This window comes from Agrobacterium sp. Ap1 (assembly GCF_017313375.1).
In the GTDB taxonomy this organism is placed as follows: domain Bacteria; phylum Pseudomonadota; class Alphaproteobacteria; order Rhizobiales; family Rhizobiaceae; genus Neorhizobium; species Neorhizobium cellulosilyticum.
In genome coordinates this window covers 37,277-57,426 of sequence record NZ_JAFLMY010000013.1, presented here as the reverse complement: position 1 = coordinate 57,426, position 20,150 = coordinate 37,277, and the positions used below count along the sequence as shown (strand labels likewise).

Here is a 20,150-nt window from a genome sequence, read left to right as displayed (position 1 = left end):
GTGGCAGGCAGACAGTCTTGTGATGTAGAAGGCAGTCGATATGGCAATTCTGAACCTTTTCAAGAACCGGCGAGCAGACGAGAAGGCGGAGCGGGCAAGTTTCGGCGCTCTTCTCGACGGCTATTCGATCGAGGTCATGCCGCGCACGGCGGCCAAGATCGACAATTTCCGCGAATTCCTGCCGGCCGGAATGCGCGTCTATATCGCCCATATCGACGGCACGCCGATCGAGGACATGGTCGCGACGGCAAAACGGCTCACCGAAGACGGCTACGCGGTGATGCCGCATGTTCCCGCCCGCCTCATCCGCGACAAGGCAACGCTGGAAGACTGGATCAGCCGTTATGTGAACGATGCTGGCGTCACTCAGGCGCTGCTGCTGGCCGGTGGCCTCAACGTCCCCAGGGGTGATCTCGAAAGTTCGCTGCAGCTTCTGGAGACCGGCCTGTTTGGTCGTTACGGCTTCAAGCGACTCCACATCGCCGGCCATCCGGAAGGCAACAAGGACATCGACAAGGATGGCACGACAAGACTTGTCGACCGGGCCTTGAAGTTCAAGCAGGCCTATTCGGAAAACAGCGATGCCGAGATGGCGATAGTCACCCAGTTTGCCTTCGATGCCGGATCGATAACCCGCTGGGTGGAGCGTATCGCCGATGCGGGCGTGACGCTGCCGATCCATCTCGGCGTTGCCGGACCGACGAAACTGCAGACGTTGATCAAGTTCGCCATTTCCTGCGGCGTCGGCCCTTCACTGAGCGTCTTGCAGCGACGCGCGATGGATCTGAGCAAGCTGCTTGTTCCTTACGAACCGGATGAGTTCCTGACTGAGATCGCCAACTACAAGGCAACCCATCCGCAAAGCCTGATTGACGAGATCCATGTCTTCCCGCTCGGCGGCATCAGGGCCAGCGCCGACTGGGTGAACGAGCGCGTGCTTAAGGGCAAGGTAGCGAGCCAATAGATCGATAACGGACGTTAGAAAGAAAACGGCGCGATCCGAGGACCGCGCCGATTTTTTATCGTGGAAGAGACTGCGATCAGCCCGAAATATAGGGCAGGACCTCATTCGTACCGCGCCAGATCATTTCGAGCGCAACGTAGAGAATGACGGCGAGACCGACATAGGCGATCCAGCGATGCCTGTTGAGCAGGCGGGCGATGAAGCTTGCGGCAATACCCATCAATGCGATCGACAGAACCAAACCGAAGATCAGCACTTCCGGATGTTCGTGCGCGGCACCGGCCACAGCCAGCACGTTGTCGAGCGACATGGAGACGTCGGCAATAACGATCTGCCAAGCGGCCTGGGCAAAGGTCTTGCGGGGTGCACCACCGGCGACCGTACCATCGGCATTAAAATCGCTGTCGGCAAGAGCCTCATTGGCTTCGTCTTCATGCTGATGAGGCGTTCTGAGTTCGCGCCACATTTTCCAGCAGACCCACAAAAGCAGAACGCCGCCAGCGAGCAGCAGGCCGACGATCTGCAGCAACTGCGTGGTTGCCAGTGCAAAACCGATACGCAGCAGCGTAGCGGCAATGATGCCAACCAGAATGGCCTTGGCGCGCTGTTCCTTCGGCAAGCCTGCCGCAGCAAGGCCAATGACGATCGCATTGTCACCAGCCAGAACCAGATCGATCATGATAACTTGCGCGAGGGCGGACAAGGCCTCAGGCGTGAAAAATTCCATCATAAGACAACCTATTTAGACGGGGTGCCTCATGTCCTGACGACCTTTGGGGCGTGTTCCGGGCAATGAACCCAAGGACACACATTCCATCTGACCAAAAACCATCACGACACCGGGCACCGATATTGGACAATCCAGTCCGACATCACAGTTCATGGAAGAACTGCCAGAGGGGCCCGGTCCTGGTCGACCAAGATTTAGCGCCGGCTTGAGCGAAACTCAAGTGGCCGACTCACGAAACCGTCAGATCCTCGTGATCTCCGCTACCGCAACGGCCGAATTGTCGGCCCGCACCGCAACTCGCCTCCGATGCGTTTTCACTTCGGAAGCCGCTTCTGCAGGCTGTCCAGGATGCGTTTTCCGAGCGCCTGGTAATCCTCGTCGAAGTGATGCCCGCCATCGATCGCCACTGTTTCCACGCCGGATGCCTTCATCGAAGGGCACGGGTCATCGTCTTCCTCGGTGCCGTAGATGCACTGGACAAGGCCGCTCTTGATCTTGGCGATATCGTCGACCGTCGTTCCGCCCTCGCCTGCTCCGGCCATGCCGAGCCAGCCGGTAACGGAGATTTCGAAATCCACTTCCTTGGAAAGCGCCAGCAGCGAAAGCTGCTTCACCCGTTTTTTCTCGGCCTTGGGGAGAAGATTGTAGGCCGCGGGTATCACATCCGCACCGAACGAATATCCAATCAACACGACATTCGAGACACCCCATTGATCGGTATAGGTATCGATGATCCGCTTCAGATCGTCTGCTGTCTCCTGTGGCGTGCGTTTCGCCCAGAAATACCGCAGCGAGTCGACGCCGATGACGGGAACGCCTTGGCTCTGCAGATATTCCCCAAGCTCGCTGTCGAGATCGCGCCAGCCGCCATCGCCGGAATAGACGATCGCCATCGTGTCCATAGCCGGCTTTGCTTCCAGAACGGAAAGCGGCAGGTCGAGAGCGCCTTCGGATTTCCCGGAAGATAGCTGGTTCTGCAGCCACGTGCCGAGATAATCCTCGGCGTCATCGGAAGTTTCCTTCACCACGATATCGCTATGGGCCTGTTTCAGGGTAAGCGCATGCGCCTTGCCGGCCGGATCCGCCTCCGGCGTGAAAGCAACCGTCACCGGAGCCGGCAATGCACCGTCAGTCAGTCCGTAGACGATCCCGGTATCGGTGGGGCGCTTGTCGGCAGGTGTGCAGAGCTGCGTCTTCAAAGGCACGATTTCGCCCGGATCAACTGCGATAGCACCGCCGATCGTTGCAAACGGGCTCTGTGCGATCATCGCGAGCGCAAGCGTGCCGCCTTCTTTCACGCCGGCGAGAATAGGATGCCGGTATTCGCGGTTTGCCATCCGCCGCTGTACCTGCTGCGAGAGATCTTCGATATCGGAAACCATGTAGATGCAGTCACCGTCGTCCGTCGCCAGTGATTTCATGTAAGAAGGAAAATCGATGCCGACGACGGCAGCACCGCTCTCGACCAGATCCTTCGCCTGTGCTTCCTCGGCAGCACCCCAGCCTTTCGCATCGGAAATCAGGAACACCATGCCGATAAGATCCTGTCCCTGCGGCAGGTAGATATGCGGCGAGGGAATGAGCCCGGTATGATAGTCCTGATCGGCCACAGGATTTTCGGCCTGTGCCTGAGGCGCTGCCAGGGTAGGAGATTGGGCGGGAGCTGGTGTCTGGGCATGCGTCAGGGGCGCAAACGCCATGCTCAGCGCCGTTGTCAGGCCAAGCGTAAACAGTGTTGCAAGACGCATTCTCATTTACCCACTACTCCTCTCAACCCACCACCGATCAAAAGCGTCGCATCCATCATGGCGACAGCCGGACCGATGCCGGAAACGGCAAGATAGCGCGGTTCCCAGCGAGGGTGAAACTTTGATTTGAAGGCCTTCAGACCCTTGAAGTTATAAAACCGCTCGCCGTGTTCGAAAATGACGCTGCCGATCCGGTCCCAGGCGGGTGCCGCTTCGCGCTGCGCCATGCCGGAAAGCGGCGCCATGCCGAGATTGAATTCCTTGAAGCCGGCATCGCGCAGATGCTCCATGATCCGCACGAACAGAAAATCCATCGATCCTTTCGGCGCATCCGGTGCAAACCGCATCAGGTCGACCGTTCCTTCCTGCTTGGTATCGGTGACGGCAAGCGTTGCAAACGCGACGATCCGGCCCTCCTTGCGCAGAACGCCAACCGGTTGCGACAGCACGTAGTCATCGCGGAAAGCGCCGAGCGAAAAGGTCTTTTCGCGCGTATTGTGTTCGTCGAGCCAACTGTCAGACACGCCACGCAGGGCCTCGAGCTGGTTGGCAACCTCATCCGGCTGCAGCATCTCGAATTCCAGCCCTTCGCGCACACCCTTATTGATCGCTTGCCTGAGGCCGGATAGCCGGCTGCCCTTCAGCTCGAAACCGGCAAGATCGACGATTGCGAGCTCGCCCAGCCGGAACGCGCGCATACCAGCATCCGTGCAATAGGCGAGAAGATCAGGCGAAATCTGATAGAATACGGCACGTCCGCCACCGGTTCTGGCTTCCTCGACGAAACGCCAGACCAGTTCGGCGATCTCGTTGCTCGGCCCGACAGGATCGAACAGCGCGATCCATGAACGGCCCTGGATGCCATACATGATGAAGGCGTTGCCGCTCGCGGAAAACATCAACCGCTTGTCACCCATGCGAACAAGATTGGCGTCCGCGAAATCCTGGGCCATAGCGATATTTGTCGCCTGTGTCAGTTCTTCCGCGGTCGAAAGGTCCGATCGCTTCACGGCAGGCCGTAACAGGCTGAAGATCGACACAACCGCAGCCACGATGGCTATGCCGAGCATAGCGCGCAGACCTCGCGGTGCCTCGGCAGAGAATTCGAACCGCCACCAGAGATCGCGACTGTAATCGACCTCACGATAGACGAAAAACAGGATCGTGGTGGCAGCAGCGACGAGGATCAACATAGCCACTATCCATGGCGGCGTCAGCGCCTGGCGCAGCATCGACGCCGGGCGGTTGAATTGTCGGGCGCTGAGCAAAAGCCCGGCCAAGAGCACCGTAAGGAACACAGCTTCGAAAAGTGCGAGCGCCTTGAGCAGCGAGAACAAAAGACCGAGTGCCGTGCAGAGGACTGCTGTCCACCATGCGCCATCCAGCCTCTGCGCCAATCCGCGAGCGCTGACGAAGAGCAAGATGCCGATAATACTGGAGAGAAAATGCGCGCTTTCAACCAACGGCAGCGACATGTAGCTGCCAAGGAAATTGAGGTTGGAATCCGGTGTCGGCGTGACGCTCGAAAGAACCAGCATCGCACCAGCGATCAGCGCGAAGGCGGAAAGCAGGAGAGGCGCAAGCCGAAATTCTAGCTTTCGCAATGTGGAAGCAACCGGATGTTTCGACAACTGCCGCGCTTCGAGAAAGATGACGAAAAGCGTCGCGATCAGCAGCGGCAGGACGTGATAGATGACGCGGTAGAGAACGAGGCTGCCAAGAACCTGATCGATATCGACGGTGTTGCCGAGAGCGGCAACGATAATTGTCTCGAAAACGCCCAGCCCCGCCGGAACGTGGCTGAGAACGCCGGCACCGACGGCAGTCGCGTAAATCGCCAGAAAAGACGGCCAGCCGATATTGGTTTGAGGCAGAAGAACGTAAAGCACGGACGCGGATGCAGCGATATCGAGCGCGGTGACGAGAAATTGCTGCGACGAGGTGCGGCTGTCGGGAAGCCTCAGATGCACCTTTCCGATTGAGATTGTGCGCCCGTCACGACCGATGAAAACCAGTATGCTCAGGCCGACGATGATGACCAGGGCGATGACGCGGATTGCCGTATCGCTGACGCCGATGATCTGGCCGACCCGCGGGGCAGTAACAAGACAGGCAAGTGCCGTGACCGACAAAAGGCCAATGCCGAAGGCGAAAGTGACAAACGCGATGACACGGCCGATATCTTCCGGCGAAAGACCTAGCCGCGAATAACCGCGAAACCGGATGGCACCGCCGCTCAGCGCACCGAAACCTGCCGTATTGCCAACAGCATAGGCGCTGAAGGCCGTCATCGCCACTGGCACCGTCGGCAGCTTGCGGCCGATATAGGTCAGGGCATTGAGATCATATCCTACCAGCGCTGCGAAGCTGAGGCCGGTAAAGAACACAGCAAGTGCGATCGACGACCACGAGGTCGAGACCAGCGCCTCGATCACCTCGTCATAACTGACTTCTGTCGTCAGCTCGTAAATAGCCAGAGCGGTGAAACCGAAGACCAGAAGCACGATGAAGGAAACGAACAAGCCGCGATGGGCCTGGAAAAAATCGCGGACATAACTGCTAGAACTGTTGGACGCCATGGTCTGCTTTGCCCCGAAGACAAGCGCTAAGATCTGAAAACGCGGTGCGAAAAGCAACTGGATCACGGCTTAAGTGTGTCATCCGCTGATTTGCGCAACCGCTCCTATCATATGCTTCTTAATATCGCTTGACGGATTCTGCGCGACCCATATAGTTTAAACTTAAAATAACTACATACGGGAACTTCGGGAGATATTCATGCGCATCGTCTGCATCGGTGGCGGCCCGGCTGGGCTCTATTTCGCCCTGTTGATGAAGAAGTTTCATCCCGAGCACTCGATTGCGGTTGTAGAGCGCAATCGGCCCTATGACACATTCGGTTGGGGCGTGGTCTTTTCAGACGCCACCATGGTGTCGATGCGTGCCTGGGATCCGGAGAGTGCAGCCGAAATCGAAAATGCCTTCAACCACTGGGACGATATAGAGGTCCTGTTCAAAGGCACCCGCCAGCGCACATCCGGCCACGGTTTCGTCGGCATCGGCCGCAAGAAGCTGCTCAACATCCTGCAGCGCCGTTGCGAGGCTTTGGGTGTCGAGCTGGTGTTCGAGACCGATTCCGATGGCGATACAGACTACCCGGACGCCGACCTCATCATCGCCTCCGACGGCTTCAACTCGAAGATCCGCAACCGCTACCCTGAGGTTTTCGAGCCGGATCTCGCTGTGCGTCCGAACCGCTATATCTGGCTCGGCACCAACAAGCTCTTCGACGCCTTCACCTTCGATTTCCGCAGGACCGAGCACGGCTGGTTCCAGGCGCATATCTACAAGTTCGACGACAACACCTCGACCTTCATCGTCGAAACGACCGAAGAGGCCTACGAAAAGCATGGCCTCGGTCAGATGGACCAGCAGGGCTCGATAGACTTCTGCCAAGGGCTCTTTTCCGAAGTGCTGGAAGGTGCCGAGTTGATGACCAATGCGCGGCACCTGCGCGGTTCGGCATGGCTGAATTTCAACCGGCTGATCTGCGGCAAGTGGAGCCATTTCAACGGCAATTCCCATGTCGTGCTGATGGGCGACGCTGCCCACACCGCCCATTTCGCCATCGGCTCCGGCACCAAACTTGCAATCGACGACGCGATCGAACTGACCAACCAGTTCAACCGGCTCGGCCATTCGAAGGATGCAATCCCGCAGGTTTTGAAGACCTATGAGGATATCCGCCGCATCGATGTCGCCCGTATCCAGAACGCGGCACGCAATGCGATGGAATGGTTCGAAGTCGCGGGTGAGCGTTACGCCGATACGCTGGAGCCGCCGCAATTCATGTATTCCATGCTGACCCGCTCGCAGCGCATCAGCCACGAGAACCTGCGCCTGCGCGATCCCGTGTGGCTCGAAGGCTACGAGCGCTGGTTTGCGGAAAAAAACGGCATCGAAGTGCAGGGCAATGGCCGCACACTGCCGCCGATGTTCACCCCCTATTCGCTACGCGGCACCCACCTGCCGAACCGCATCGTCATGTCGCCGATGGCGATGTATTCGGCAAAGGACGGGTTGCTCGACGATTTCCACCTCGTCCATCTCGGCTCGCGCGCGCTTGGCGGCGCTGGCCTCGTCTTCGCGGAGATGACCTGCGTCTCTCCCGATGCACGCATCACCCCCGGCTGCCTCGGCCTGTGGAACGACGAGCAGGCCAAGGGCTGGAAGCGCTTCGTTGATTTCGTCCACGCCAATTCGGAAGCCAAGGTGGGCATCCAGCTTGGACACGCGGGGCGAAAAGGCGCAACGAAACTTGCCTGGGAAGGTATCGACCAGCCGCTGGAAACCGGCGCTTGGCCGCTGATTTCCGCTTCCGCCCTGCCCTATCTGAAAAACAGCCAGGTGCCGAAAGAAATGGATCGCGCCGACATGGACCGGGTGAAGGCCGATCATGTGCGCGCCGCAAGATATGCCGCCGAGGCCGGCGCCGACTGGCTGGAGCTGCACTGCGCCCACGGTTATCTTCTGTCGAGCTTCCTTTCGCCCCTGACAAATGTCCGCACAGACAACTATGGCGGCAGCTACGAAAACCGTGCGCGCTATCCACTGGAAGTTTTTGCCGCGATCCGCGAAGTCTGGCCGGGAGATAAGCCGATCTCGGTGCGCCTCTCCTGCCATGACTGGGCCGATGGCGGCAACACACCGGAAGACGCTGCGATCTTCGCAAAAATGTTCAAGCACGCAGGTGCAGACCTGATCGACTGCTCCTCGGGCCAGGTTTCCAAGGAAGAAAAGCCGGTCTATGGCCGCCTGTTCCAGACGCCGTTTTCCGACAAGATCCGCAACGAGATCGGCATTCCGACCATCGCCGTTGGTGCGATTTCCGAAGCAGATCAGGCAAATTCGATCATCGCTGCCGGCCGCGCCGATCTCTGCGCCGTCGCCCGCCCGCATCTCGCCGACCCCGCCTGGGTTCTGCATGAAGCGGCGAAGATCGGCCTGACCAACATTGCGTGGCCGAAACAGTATCTCTCCGGCAAGACGCAATACGAGACGGGCCTTGCCCGCGCCGCTGCTGCCCCGCCGCCGGTCGGCCCGACCATTGACGCGCGATAAGGACCGGATGCGATGACCAGCACATCCGGCAGGCTTTCAAATGGCCACGCACTCGTCACCGGCGCCGGTTCCGGCATCGGCGCCGCAATCGCAAAGGCATTGGTCAAGGCCGGAGCGCGGGTGACGCTGGCAGGCCGGCGGGCAGAACCGCTCGAAGCGCTGGCAGCGGAACTCGGCGCGGGCAAGGCCTTCGTGGTCGCCGGCTTCGACGTGACGGATGCCGCCGCAATCGCCACCGGTCTCGATGCTGCGCGGAAAAAATTCGGACCGGTGACCATCCTCGTCAACAATGCCGGCGAAGGACCGAGCGCGCCGTTCGAAAAGACATCGCTCGACCTGTGGAACCGGGTGATGGCTGTGGATCTCACCGGCGTCTTCCAGGTGACCCAGGCCGTGCTGCCGGACCTCAAGGCGTATGGCGAGGGTGCCCGCATCATCAACATTGCCTCGACCGCCGGGCTGACGGGTTACGCCTATGTCTCCGCCTATGTGGCTGCCAAGCACGGCGTTGTCGGACTCACCCGCGCACTGGCGCTGGAACTGGCGAAGACCGGCGTTACGGTCAACGCCGTCTGCCCCGGCTTTACCGACACGCCGCTGATCGCCCGTTCGATCGAGACGATCGTGGCAAAGACCGGCCGTTCGCCAGAAGATGCATTGAAGGAATTCACCAGACACAATCCGCAGGGGCGGCTGGTGCAGCCGGAGGAAGTCGCAGACACCGTTCTGTGGCTGGCTTCGCCCGCCGCCCAATCGATCAATGGACAGGCAATCGCGGTTGCCGGTGGGGAGGTTCTGTCGGGATGAGCGACACGACGGTTTCGATGGCAGGGCACCTGAAGCCTTTTCGGGATTATCAGGCAAAACACTTTGTCTGGCAGGTCAGCGAAGACAGCCGTGTCGGCACGATCCGGCTGAACCGGCCGGATCGTAAGAACCCGCTGACCTTCGAAAGCTATGCCGAGCTGCGCGACCTCTTTCGCGATCTGGCCTACGCGTCCGATATCCGTGCCGTCGTCCTGACCGGTGCCGGCGGCAATTTTTCCTCCGGTGGCGATGTGTTCGAGATCATCGAGCCGCTGACAAAAATGCCGATGCCAGAGCTTCTGGCCTTCACCCGCATGACCGGCGATCTGGTCAAGGCGATGAAGAAATGCCCGCAGCCGATCATCGCGGCTGTCGATGGCATCTGCGCCGGTGCCGGCGCGATCCTCGCCATGGCCTCCGACATGCGGCTGGCAACGCCGGAAGCGAAAACCGCCTTTCTCTTCACCCGTGTCGGCCTCGCCGGCGCAGACATGGGCGCCTGCGGGATCCTGCCACGCATCATCGGCCAGGGCCGCGCCGCCGAGCTTCTCTTCACCGGCCGCTCGATGACATCAGATGAGGGACACGCCTGGGGTTTCTATAATGCTCTTCACACTTCGGACGCGCTGGAAGCCGAAGCGCTGAAACTCGCTCATTCGCTGGCCCATGGCCCGTGGTTTGCCCATACGATGACGAAAACCATGCTGAACCAGGAATGGGCCATGGGCCTCGACGAGATGATCGAAAGCGAAGCCCAGGCCCAGGCGATCTGCATGGCGACAAAGGATTTCCGCCGCGCCTTCGAGGCTTTTGCCGAAAAGCGCAAGCCGGTTTTCGAGGGCAACTGATGGCAGTGCACTCAAAGCTTCCCGGCCCCGCGCGCGATTTTCTCGACTGGCCCTTCTTCGATGCCAGCCACAAGGCGCTGGCAGAAAAGCTCGATGCCTTCGCAACCTCCGGCGCGCTTGGCGATATCGACCATGCCGACACCGACAAGGCCTGCCGCGCGTTGGTCAGGTCATTGGGCGAGGCTGGTCTTCTGGATGCCGCAACCGGCGCCGGTGGCACGACCCCGATCGACAGCCGCGCCGCCTGCCTGACGCGTGAAACGCTGACCTGGCATGACGGCTTGGCCGATTTTGCCTTCGCCATGCAGGGCCTCGGCACCGGCGCGATCGGCCTTTCCGGTTCGGAACAACTCCGCGCCACCGTCCTGCCGAAAGCCCGGTCCGGCGAATGGATTGCCGCCTTCGCTCTTTCGGAAAAGGATGCCGGCTCCGATGTCGCGGCCATGGCCTGCGCCGCCAGCAGGGATGGTGAGCATTATGTGCTCGACGGGAACAAGACCTGGATCTCCAACGGCGGTATCGCCGATGTCTACACGGTCTTTGCCCGCACAGGCGAAGCGCCCGGCACGCGCGGCATTTCCGCTTTCGTCGTCTTTGCCGATGATCCCGGCTTTTCCATCGCCGAGCGCATCGACGTAATCGCCCCGCATCCGCTGGCGACGATCCGTTTCGACAATTGCCGCATCCCGGCCTCCCGCCTGCTCGGCACACCCGGCGAAGGTTTCAAGATCGCCATGCGCACCCTCGATATTTTTCGCGCCTCTGTGGCAGCGGCTGCTTTGGGTTTCGCCAAACGTGCGCTCGATGAGGCGCTTGCCCATGCGAAATCCCGAAAGATGTTCGGCAATACGCTGTCCGACCTGCAACTGACGGAGGCCGCCCTGGGCGACATGGCGGCCGAGATCGATGCTGCAGCGCTGCTGACCTACCGCGCCGCGTGGCGCCGTGATGTGCAGGGCCTGCCGACCACGAGGGAAGCGGCGATGGCAAAGATGGTCGCCACGGAAAATGCCCAGAAGGTGATCGACCGCGCAGTGCAGATGTTCGGCGGCCGCGGTGTTCGCGTCGGCGAGATCACCGAAAGTCTCTACCGGGAAATCCGGGCGTTGCGCATCTATGAAGGCGCAACCGAGGTGCAGAAACTCATCATCGCCCGCGAATTGCTGAAGGCGTGACCATGGCTTACACGACGACGCGCCGGCTGAATTTCGGAGATTGCGACCCTTCCGGCATCGCCTATTTCCCGTCCTATCTGCATATCCTGGTCGGCGTTTACGAGGAATTCTTCGAAAGCCTCGGGTTCCCGTGGCCGAAGATGATCAACGAACGAAAGCTCGGCTTTCCGACCGTCACGCTGGATCTCACCTTCACCAATCCAGGTTTCCACGGAGACCGGATGGATTTCACCCTCAGGGTCGCAAGACTCGGCAACAGCTCGCTTGATCTGAACCACGAAGTCCGCGCGGAAAACCGCCTGCTCTGGACGGCCCGGCAAAGGCTCGTCCTCACCTCTCACGAAACAACCAAGGCCTGCCCCTGGCCGGATGATCTGCGCGCCGCGCTGACACAGCATTTGGAGAACGAAGATGCACACCATTCTGCAGCCTGAAGGCTGGGCCAAACCGATCGGTTACGCCAACGGCGTATCTGCCACCGGCCGCCAGATCTTCGTCGGCGGGCAGATCGGCTGGAATGCGCAGTGCCAGTTCGAAACCGACGATTTCGTCGGCCAGGTAAAACAGACGCTGGAAAACATCGTCGCGGTGCTGGCCGCAGGCGGCGCCAGACCGGAACACATCACCACCATGACCTGGTATTTCACCGACAAGGCCGAATATCTCGGCAACCTGAAGGGTATCGGCCAGGCGTATCGCGAGGTGATCGGCAAGCATTTCCCGGCCATGGCGGCGATGCAGGTCGTCGCGCTTGTGGAGGACCGCGCCAAGATCGAGATCCAGGCGACGGCCGTCGTTCCGGAGTAAGGCGATGAGCGATGTGACGACCTTCTCCGCCACGGTTACCGCAACGACCCGAAACGGCATTCTGGTCGTCACCATCGACAATCCGCCGGTCAACGCCACCTCGGCCGACGTCCGGCTGGGCTTGTCCCGGGCGCTCGCCCATGCCGAGGCAGAGGGCACGATTTCCGGCATGGTCATCACCGGCGCGGGAAAAACCTTTATCGGTGGCGCGGATATAAAGGAATTCGGCAAGCCGGCTATCGAGCCGACGCTGCCCGACGTGATCGAGAAGATCGAAGCCCTGTCGAAACCGGTCGTTGCGGCCCTGAATGGCGCGGCTCTCGGCGGCGGGCTGGAGTTGGCCTTGGCCTGCCATTATCGCATCGCCTCCCCCGCGGCACAGCTCGGCCTGCCCGAGGTCAAGCTCGGCATCGTGCCCGGTGCCGGGGGAACCCAGCGCCTGCCACGGCTTATCGGCATTCCGGCCGCGATCGAGCTTATTGCGTCGGGACGGATCGCCAAGATCAATGAGGCCCTGTCTCTCGGCATCCTTGATGAACTGGCCGGGACCGATATTCTCGACGTGGCCATCAACGCCGTGCAAAAGCTGGTAGGCACGCCGCTTCGCAGGACGGGTGAACTGGCCGTTGCCCCTCCCGATCCCACCGAGATCGAAAAGTCATCAAGAAAAACCCTCTCAAAAGCTCGCGGACAGAAGGCGCCGGCAGAAGCCGTGCGGCTGATCGCATCCTCGCATCGCCCGTTTGCGGAAGGACTGGCGGATGAGCGCGCCACCTTTCTCACCCTGCGGGACAGCCGTGAAGCGGCAGCGCTGCGGCACGTCTTCTTTGCCGAGCGGGAAGCCTCGAAGGTCGCCGGACTTGAGGGCATCGATCCGCGCCCGGTCAACACGATCGGCCTATGCGGATTGGGCCTGATGGGCAGCGGCATTGCTGTTGCAGCACTCAGCGCAGGCTACACCGTAATCGGCCTCGACCAGATACCCGAGGCAGCTGAAAAAGGTCGCGAACGGATCATCGGCCTGCTGGAGCGCAACCTTGCCTCCGGCCGACTGAACCGGGCCGGTTTCGACGCGCAGACGGCCCGTCTTTCTGTCACCGCCACGGATGCCGATCTTTCTCCCTGCGATCTTGTCATCGAAGCCGTGTTCGACGATCTCGACGTCAAGGCCGACCTCTTCCGCCGCCTCGACAAGGTGATCCGCCCGGACGCCATTCTTGCCACCAATACGAGCTACCTGAACCCGGACGAGATCGCCTCAGCGACCAAGCATCCGCAACGCGTTCTCGGGCTGCATTTCTTCTCACCGGCCCATGTTATGCGCCTGCTCGAAGTCGTGCGTTGCAGGGAGACTGCACCGGATGTTCTGGCGACCGGCCTTGCCGTGGCAAAGAAACTGAAAAAACTACCGGTCGTGACCGGCGTCACCGAAGGTTTTATCGGCAATCGCATCTTTTCCGCCTATCGCCGCGAGGCCGAATTCCTTCTGGAGGACGGCGCGCTGCCGCAGGAGATCGATGCGGCGCTGGAGGATTATGGTTTTCCGATGGGCCTTTTTGCCGTCTATGACATGGCAGGTCTCGAAATCGCCTGGGCGCGCCGCAAGCGTCAGGCAGCGATGCGTGCTCTATCCAAGCGTTATGTCGAGATCGCCGACAGGCTGTGCGAGGCCGGGCGTCTGGGCCAGAAATCCGGCCGAGGGTGGTATGCTTATCCGGATGGCAGGAAAACCGTCGATCCCGAAGTCACGGCGATTATCGAAGCAGAACGGGCAAAGAAGAGCGTTGTGGCTCGCAGTTTCTCGAAGGATGAAATCCGGCAAAGGCTGCTCGGTGCCATGGCGACGGAAGGTGAGGCGCTACTGGCAGAAGGCATCGCGGCCCGGGCAAGCGACATCGATCTGGTGATGATCAACGGCTACGGCTTTCCCGCTCACAAAGGCGGACCGATGTTTGCCAAAGGCTGAACGGCCCCTACCTCTCGCGTCTTCCTCGAGCTTGTCCCGAGGACCTAACCACGTTGCACGTTATCGAAGCGTTGCAGATCCTCGGGACAAGCCCGAGGAAGACGCAATATTGTGAGGTGCGCCCTCAAACAGAAAGGGGCGCCAAAGCACCCCTTTCCTAATTCGGAAATGCGAATCGGCTCACCGCCGCTGGTTATACACATCGACGCAGACCGCGCCGAGCAGGACCAGGCCCTTGATCACCTGCTGGTAATCGATGCCGATGCCGAGGATCGACATGCCGTTGTTCATCACGCCCATCAGGAACGCGCCGATCACTGCACCCGTCACCTTGCCGACGCCGCCATAGGCCGATGCGCCGCCGATGAAGCAGGCCGCGATAACGTCGAGCTCGAAGCCGGTGCCGGCTTTCGGCGTGGCGCTGTTCAAACGCGCCGCAACGACAAGGCCGGCAAGTGCGGCCAGCACGCCCATGTTGACGAAGGTCCAGAACACCAGACGGGTCGTCTTGATGCCCGACAGTTCCGCCGCGCGGGCGTTACCGCCGACGGCATAGATCTGCCGGCCGAGGATCGTGCGGTTGGTGAAGAAGCCGTAGGCGACGATCAGCACGGCCATGATGATCATCACATTCGGCAGGCCGCGATGCGACGAGATCAGGTAGGCGACGAAGGCGATCGCTGCAAAAACGAGGACGTTTTTGGCGACGAAGAAGCCCATCGGTTCGCTTTCGACACCATGCAGGACGCGGCGCGCGCGGCTGCGAAAATTCTGCCAGATCATCAAGATGGCAACGGCCAGCCCGATGATGAAGGAGGTCACATAGATGCCGCCATCCGACGAGATCAGTTCGACCATATAGCCGGAGGACAGTTTCTGGAAGATCGGCGGGAAAGGGCCGATCGCCTGGCTGCCGAGAATGGCGATCATGAAGCCGCGGAAGACAAGCATGCCCGCAAGCGTCACGATGAAGGACGGGATTTTGAAATAGGCGACGAAATAGCCCTGGATACCGCCGATAATGCCGCCGACCACCAGGCAGGTCAGGATGGCGAGCGGCAGGTTGATGCCCCATCGGACCATCAACAAGCCCGCCAACCCGCCGATGAAGCCGGCGACGGAGCCGACCGAAAGGTCGATATGGCCGGTGACGATAATCATCAGCATGCCGAGCGCCATGATGACGATATAGGCGTTCTGCAGCACGATATTCGTGACGTTGAGCGGCTTCAGGAGAATGCCGCCGGTGGCGAACTGGAAGAAGATGACGATGACGACGAGCGAGATCAGCATGCCGTAATCGCGCAGATTGTCCTTCCAGAAACCGGTGCCCGCTTTCGGAGCCACTGCTGCTTCCTGTGGGGTGCTCATGGGTTATCTCCCTTTGCGGCGCATGATGGCGCGCATGATATTTTCCTGCGTGGCCTCTTCGCCGGCCACTTCGCCGACGAATTCTCCCTCGTGCATGACCATGATCCTGTCGCAGGTGCCGATCAGTTCCGGCATTTCCGACGAGATCACGACGACGGCCTTACCGGCATCCGCAAGTTCGTTGATGATCGAATAGATTTCGTATTTCGCGCCGACATCGATACCGCGCGTCGGTTCGTCGAGGATCAGGATGTCGGGGCCGGTGAACAACCATTTCGACAGCACCACCTTCTGCTGGTTGCCGCCCGAGAGCTTGCCGGTTTCCTGATAGACGTTGTGGCTGCGGATCCGCATGCGGGAGCGGAATTCCTGCGCCACCTTCATTTCCCTGATGTCGTCGATGACACCACTGGACGAGACGCCGCCGAGATGAGCAAGCGAGACATTCTTGCGGATGTCTTCGGCAAGGATCAGCCCGAGCTGCTTGCGGTCTTCGGTAACATAAGCCAGACCCGCCTTGATCGCCCGGTGAACATTCGACGTATCGGCCTCTTTCCCGTGGATCTTCACGGTTCCGGTAATGTCGCGGCCATAGGTGCGGCCGAACACGCTCATGGCGAACTCGGTGCGGCCGGCCCCCATCAGGCCCGATATGCCGACCACCTCGCCGGCCCGGACCTTTATCGAGACGTTCTTGACCATCTGGCGGCTGGAATGCTGCGGATGGTAGACGGACCAGTTCTCGACTTCGAAGATCACATCGCCGATTTTCGACACGCGGGCCGGATACCGGCTTTCGAGATCGCGATCGACCATGCGGCGCACGATCTCGTCCTCGTCGACCGCGCCTTCATGGCAATCGAGCGTGCCGACGGTGCGGCCGTCGCGCAGAACTGTGATGCGGTCGGCGACTTCGGTAATCTCGTTCAGCTTGTGGCTGATCATGATCGAGGTAATGCCGCGCCGGCGGAATTCCTTCAGTAGCTCCAAGAGAGCCGCACTGTCGGTTTCGTTGAGCGACGCGGTCGGCTCGTCGAGGATCAGCAGGCGCACATCCTTCGACAGTGCTTTGGCGATCTCGACGAGCTGCTGCTTGCCAACGCCGAGATTGGTGATCAGCGTTTCCGGTGCTTCGGTCAGACCTACCTTGGCGAGCAGTTCCTTTGTGCGAATGTAACGCTCATCGCGATCAATCACGCCGAACCTGGACGGTGCATTGGCCAGAAAGATGTTTTCCGCGATCGACATCAGCGGAATGAGCGCGAGCTCCTGGTGAATGATGATGATGCCGAGCTTTTCGGAATCGTTGATGTCGCGGAACTGGCGTTCTTCGCCGCCAAAGAGGATCGATCCCTCGTAGGACCCATGCGGGTAGACACCCGACAGAACCTTCATCAGCGTCGACTTGCCGGCACCGTTTTCGCCGACGAGAGCATGAATCTCGCCTTCCCGAACGGTGAAGCTGACATCGGAAAGCGCCTTCACGGCGCCAAAACTCTTCGAAATGCCCCGCATTTCGAGAATAGGCGGCTTTTCCGCCGCAGATAATACGGGATCAAGCATGACGACTCCCAATATGAAGAAGCCGCGCGGCAGGTCGCCGCGCGGCCTGAATGGATTACTTGATCTGCGCTTCGGTGTAGTACCCGCTCTTGACCAGAACATCGACATTGGTCTTGTCGATGGCAACCGGCTTCAGGAGGTAGGACGGAACGACCTTGTTACCGTTATTGTAGGTCTTGGTGTCGTTGACCTGAGGCTCCTTGCCGCTCATCACGGCATCGACCATGTCGACAGTGACCTTGGCGAGATCGCGCGTGTCCTTGAAGATGGTCGAATACTGCTCGCCGGCAATGATCGACTTGACCGACGGGACTTCCGCGTCCTGACCGGACACGAACGGCATCGGCATGTCGCCGGAGCCGTAACCGACGCCCTTGACCGACGAGAGAATACCGATCGACAGACCGTCATAAGGCGACAGAACGGCGTTCAGCTTCTTGTCGGAATAGGTCGAGGACAGGATAGCGTCCATACGCGACTGCGCAGTTGCCGGGTCCCAGCGAAGGGTGGCGACCTTGTCCATGCCGGTCTGGCCGGAACCGACGACGAGCGTGCCCTTGTCGATCAGCGGCTGCAGAACGCTCATGGCACCGTCATAGAAAAAGTAGGCGTTGTTGTCGTCCGGAGAACCGCCGAACAGTTCGATGTTGAACGGGCCCTTTTCGGTATCGGCCTTGAGAGCCTTGACCAGTGAGGTTGCCTGCAGAACGCCGACCTGGAAGTTGTCGAAGGTTGCGTAATAGTCGACATTCGGGGTGTCACGGATCAGGCGGTCATAAGCGATGACCTTGATGCCGGCATTATGGGCCTGGGCAAGCACGTCGGAAAGCGTCGTACCGTCGATCGAAGCGACCACGAGCACCTTGGCGCCCTTGGTGATCATGTTTTCGATCTGGGAAAGCTGGTTCGGAATGTCGTCTTCGGCATATTGGAGATCGGTGGTGTAGCCGCGCTCCTGAAGCACCTTGATCATGTTGTCGCCGTCGGCGATCCAGCGGGCCGAGGACTTGGTCGGCATGGCAACGCCGACGAGGCCCTTGTCCTGCGAGAATGCGGGAGCAGCGAAGGCGATCGAAGCCATCATCGCCGCAGAAGCAAGCAACTTAAGTATTTTCATTGTACACTCCTCCGTAACGGTGGCCCCCAACGGGCCACCGAGTTTGTTTGGGCTGGCTCCTCGCCGCCCTCACGACCTCAAAAAGGACGCCTGCCTTTAAAGGTCAGTGATTGTCGCGCGGCAGACCTTCGGTCTGCGCAATGCGCTGGTATTTGACAGCCGGCTCAAGAACCGCGCCGGTCTCCATCTGTCCGACGATGCCGCGCTGGATTTCCTGCCAGGGCGTCTGGTGCTTGGGATAGTGATAGCCGCCATTGGCTTCCAGCTCGCGGCGACGGGCAGAAAGCTCGTCGTCGGAAATCAGGATGTTCGCTTCGCCGCGGCCAAGGTCGATACGCACCCGGTCGCCGGTCTTCAGAAGCGCCAGGCCGCCGCCTGCTGCCGCCTCCGGGGAAGCGTTGAGGATCGACGGGCTGCCCGACGTGCCGGACTGGCGACCGTCGCCGATGCAGGCAAGCGAGCTGATGCCGCGCTTCAGAAGGTAATCCGGCGCACGCATGTTGACGACTTCGGCGGCACCCGGATAACCGATCGGACCGGCACCGCGCATGAACAGCACCGTATGCTCGTCGATGCCGAGCGACGGATCGTCGATGCGGTGATGATAATCTTCCGGACCGTCGAACACCACGGCCTTGCCTTCGAAGGCTTCCGGGTCGTTCGGGTTCGACAGGTAGCGCTCACGGAATTCCGGCGAGATGACGCTGGTCTTCATGATAGCTGACGAGAACAGGTTGCCGCGCAGCACACGGAATCCGGCACGCGCCTTCAGCGGTTCGTCGTAACGCTTGATGACCTTGTCATCCTCGATGATCGCCCCGCGACAGTTCTCACCGATCGTCTTGCCGTTGACCGTGATCGCGTCTTCGTTGATCAGGCCCTGGCCCATCAGCTGGTTGACGACGGCCGGAACACCGCCCGCGTGATAATAATCCTCACCGAGATATTCACCGGCCGGCTGCAGGTTGACGAGAAGCGGAACTTCCTCGCCATAGGTCTGCCAGTCGTCAACGGTCAGTTCCACGCCAATATGGCGGGCAAGCGCGTTCAAATGGATCGGCGCATTGGTCGAACCGCCGATCGCCGAGTTGACGCGGATGGCGTTGACGAACGCATCCTTGGTCAGGATATCGGACGGCTTCAGGTCTTCCTTGACCATTTCGACGATGCGCAGGCCGGTGAGATACGAGACTTCCTGGCGATCGCGGTAAGGCGCCGGAATGGCGGCAGACCCCGGAAGCTGCATGCCGAGCGCTTCGGCAAGCGAGTTCATCGTGGTCGCCGTGCCCATCGTGTTGCAATAGCCGGTCGACGGAGCCGACGACGCCACCAGCTTGACGAAGCCGGCATAGTCGATTTCGCCCTTGGCCAGAAGTTCGCGCGCCTTCCAGACGATCGTGCCCGAACCGGTGCGCTCGCCGCGGAACCAGCCGTTCAGCATCGGGCCGACGGAAAGAGCGATAGACGGAATGTTCACGGTGGCCGCCGCCATAAGACAGGCTGGCGTGGTCTTGTCGCAGCCGATCGTCAAGACGACGCCATCGAGCGGATAGCCGTAGAGAACTTCGACCAGCCCGAGATAGGCAAGGTTACGGTCGAGACCCGCGGTCGGGCGTTTTCCCGTTTCCTGGATCGGATGCACCGGGAACTCGATCGCGATGCCGCCGGCTTCACGAATGCCTTCGCGCAGACGATTGGCCAGTTCGAGATGGTGACGGTTGCAGGGCGACAGGTCGGAACCGGTCTGCGCGATGCCGATGATCGGGCGATCGGACTGAAGTTCGGCCTGGCTGAGGCCGAAATTCATGTAGCGCTCCAGATAGAGCGCCGTCATGTCGACATTGTCGGGATTGTCGAACCAGGCGCGCGAACGAAGTTTGCGCGCTCCCGTCGTTGCAATCTCGGTGGACGGGGTTTTGCCGTGATCTGCCAT

The 20,150-nt window shown here is 60.3% G+C and carries 15 protein-coding genes; 8 read left to right on the top strand and 7 right to left on the bottom strand.

Going from position 1 to position 20,150, the window contains the following annotated elements:
• The first annotated feature begins 40 nt into the window (after window positions 1–40).
• Window positions 41–964 (top strand): methylenetetrahydrofolate reductase, encoded by a 924-nt coding sequence (locus JZX87_RS21700; RefSeq protein ID WP_206827960.1) that lies wholly within the window; start codon window positions 41–43, stop codon window positions 962–964.
• Window positions 965–1,040: 76 nt separating this feature from the next.
• On the opposite strand, the gene JZX87_RS21695 is transcribed toward JZX87_RS21700, so the two are convergent.
• The 3 genes from JZX87_RS21695 to mprF form a co-directional block, all read right to left on the bottom strand.
• Complete coding sequence (locus tag JZX87_RS21695) at window positions 1,041–1,694, bottom strand: TerC family protein (RefSeq protein ID WP_148147725.1); 654 nt, start codon at window positions 1,692–1,694, stop codon at window positions 1,041–1,043.
• Between the two features lie 314 nt (window positions 1,695–2,008).
• A complete protein-coding gene (locus JZX87_RS21690; RefSeq protein ID WP_206828035.1) occupies window positions 2,009–3,394 on the bottom strand; it encodes an AcvB/VirJ family lysyl-phosphatidylglycerol hydrolase in 1,386 nt (461 codons plus the stop codon).
• Window positions 3,395–3,444: 50 nt separating this feature from the next.
• Window positions 3,445–6,021: a bifunctional lysylphosphatidylglycerol flippase/synthetase MprF gene (gene mprF / locus JZX87_RS21685; RefSeq protein ID WP_206827958.1), complete on the bottom strand. Its 2,577-nt coding sequence runs from the start codon at window positions 6,019–6,021 to the stop codon at window positions 3,445–3,447.
• Between the two features lie 199 nt (window positions 6,022–6,220).
• Between mprF and JZX87_RS21680 the strand changes: the two genes are divergently transcribed.
• Genes JZX87_RS21680 through JZX87_RS21650 form a run of 7 tightly spaced genes read left to right on the top strand, consistent with a single transcriptional unit; the run spans window position 6,221 to window position 14,166 of the window.
• The gene (locus tag JZX87_RS21680) at window positions 6,221–8,563 is read left to right on the top strand and encodes a bifunctional salicylyl-CoA 5-hydroxylase/oxidoreductase (protein ID WP_206827957.1); all 2,343 of its coding nucleotides are present in this window, start codon (window positions 6,221–6,223) and stop codon (window positions 8,561–8,563) included.
• A gap of 12 nt (window positions 8,564–8,575) precedes the next feature.
• Window positions 8,576–9,370: an SDR family NAD(P)-dependent oxidoreductase gene (locus tag JZX87_RS21675; protein ID WP_206827956.1), complete on the top strand. Its 795-nt coding sequence runs from the start codon at window positions 8,576–8,578 to the stop codon at window positions 9,368–9,370.
• Complete coding sequence (locus tag JZX87_RS21670; protein WP_206827955.1) at window positions 9,367–10,218, top strand: enoyl-CoA hydratase family protein; 852 nt, start codon at window positions 9,367–9,369, stop codon at window positions 10,216–10,218. The genes JZX87_RS21675 and JZX87_RS21670 overlap by 4 nt, the downstream gene beginning before the upstream one ends.
• Window positions 10,218–11,393 (top strand): acyl-CoA dehydrogenase family protein, encoded by a 1,176-nt coding sequence (locus JZX87_RS21665; RefSeq protein ID WP_206827954.1) that lies wholly within the window; start codon window positions 10,218–10,220, stop codon window positions 11,391–11,393. The genes JZX87_RS21670 and JZX87_RS21665 overlap by 1 nt, the downstream gene beginning before the upstream one ends.
• Window positions 11,394–11,395: 2 nt before the next feature.
• Window positions 11,396–11,827, top strand: coding sequence for an acyl-CoA thioesterase (locus JZX87_RS21660; protein ID WP_206827953.1), 432 nt, complete (start codon window positions 11,396–11,398; stop codon window positions 11,825–11,827).
• On the top strand, window positions 11,805–12,200 hold the full coding sequence (locus JZX87_RS21655; protein WP_206827952.1) for a RidA family protein: 396 nt from the start codon (window positions 11,805–11,807) through the stop codon (window positions 12,198–12,200). Before JZX87_RS21660 ends, JZX87_RS21655 begins: the two co-directional genes overlap by 23 nt.
• Before the next feature lie 4 nt (window positions 12,201–12,204).
• Window positions 12,205–14,166 carry a 3-hydroxyacyl-CoA dehydrogenase NAD-binding domain-containing protein gene (locus tag JZX87_RS21650; protein WP_206827951.1) on the top strand — a complete coding sequence of 654 codons (1,962 nt, stop codon included), beginning with the start codon at window positions 12,205–12,207 and terminating at the stop codon, window positions 14,164–14,166.
• A 180-nt stretch (window positions 14,167–14,346) separates the two neighbouring features.
• Here the strand turns inward: JZX87_RS21650 and mmsB are convergent, their stop codons facing one another.
• The 4 genes from mmsB to JZX87_RS21630 all read right to left on the bottom strand — a co-directional run bounded on the left by mmsB (window position 14,347) and on the right by JZX87_RS21630 (window position 20,150).
• Window positions 14,347–15,537 (bottom strand): multiple monosaccharide ABC transporter permease, encoded by a 1,191-nt coding sequence (mmsB, locus tag JZX87_RS21645; RefSeq protein WP_206827949.1) that lies wholly within the window; start codon window positions 15,535–15,537, stop codon window positions 14,347–14,349.
• A gap of 3 nt (window positions 15,538–15,540) precedes the next feature.
• Window positions 15,541–17,100: a multiple monosaccharide ABC transporter ATP-binding protein gene (gene mmsA, locus JZX87_RS21640; RefSeq protein WP_206827947.1), complete on the bottom strand. Its 1,560-nt coding sequence runs from the start codon at window positions 17,098–17,100 to the stop codon at window positions 15,541–15,543.
• Window positions 17,101–17,155: 55 nt separating this feature from the next.
• Complete coding sequence (gene chvE, locus JZX87_RS21635) at window positions 17,156–18,217, bottom strand: multiple monosaccharide ABC transporter substrate-binding protein (protein WP_353654234.1); 1,062 nt, start codon at window positions 18,215–18,217, stop codon at window positions 17,156–17,158.
• 103 nt (window positions 18,218–18,320) lie between these two features.
• Entirely contained in the window at window positions 18,321–20,150 is a 1,830-nt protein-coding gene (locus JZX87_RS21630; protein WP_206827945.1) for an IlvD/Edd family dehydratase, read from the bottom strand.

Bases quoted from the DNA above. Each gene is read 5' to 3' on its own strand.
- JZX87_RS21700 (WP_206827960.1), top strand. From the start codon at position 41: ATGGCAATTCTGAACCTTTTCAAGAACCGGCGAGCAGACGAGAAGGCG.
- JZX87_RS21695 (WP_148147725.1), bottom strand. From the start codon at position 1,694: ATGATGGAATTTTTCACGCCTGAGGCCTTGTCCGCCCTCGCGCAAGTT.
- JZX87_RS21690 (WP_206828035.1), bottom strand. From the start codon at position 3,394: ATGGCGTTTGCGCCCCTGACGCATGCCCAGACACCAGCTCCCGCCCAA.
- mprF (WP_206827958.1), bottom strand. From the start codon at position 6,021: ATGGCGTCCAACAGTTCTAGCAGTTATGTCCGCGATTTTTTCCAGGCC.
- JZX87_RS21680 (WP_206827957.1), top strand. From the start codon at position 6,221: ATGCGCATCGTCTGCATCGGTGGCGGCCCGGCTGGGCTCTATTTCGCC.
- JZX87_RS21675 (WP_206827956.1), top strand. From the start codon at position 8,576: ATGACCAGCACATCCGGCAGGCTTTCAAATGGCCACGCACTCGTCACC.
- JZX87_RS21670 (WP_206827955.1), top strand. From the start codon at position 9,367: ATGAGCGACACGACGGTTTCGATGGCAGGGCACCTGAAGCCTTTTCGG.
- JZX87_RS21665 (WP_206827954.1), top strand. From the start codon at position 10,218: ATGGCAGTGCACTCAAAGCTTCCCGGCCCCGCGCGCGATTTTCTCGAC.
- JZX87_RS21660 (WP_206827953.1), top strand. From the start codon at position 11,396: ATGGCTTACACGACGACGCGCCGGCTGAATTTCGGAGATTGCGACCCT.
- JZX87_RS21655 (WP_206827952.1), top strand. From the start codon at position 11,805: ATGCACACCATTCTGCAGCCTGAAGGCTGGGCCAAACCGATCGGTTAC.
- JZX87_RS21650 (WP_206827951.1), top strand. From the start codon at position 12,205: ATGAGCGATGTGACGACCTTCTCCGCCACGGTTACCGCAACGACCCGA.
- mmsB (WP_206827949.1), bottom strand. From the start codon at position 15,537: ATGAGCACCCCACAGGAAGCAGCAGTGGCTCCGAAAGCGGGCACCGGT.
- mmsA (WP_206827947.1), bottom strand. From the start codon at position 17,100: ATGCTTGATCCCGTATTATCTGCGGCGGAAAAGCCGCCTATTCTCGAA.
- chvE (WP_353654234.1), bottom strand. From the start codon at position 18,217: ATGAAAATACTTAAGTTGCTTGCTTCTGCGGCGATGATGGCTTCGATC.
- JZX87_RS21630 (WP_206827945.1), bottom strand. From the start codon at position 20,150: ATGGCAGATCACGGCAAAACCCCGTCCACCGAGATTGCAACGACGGGA.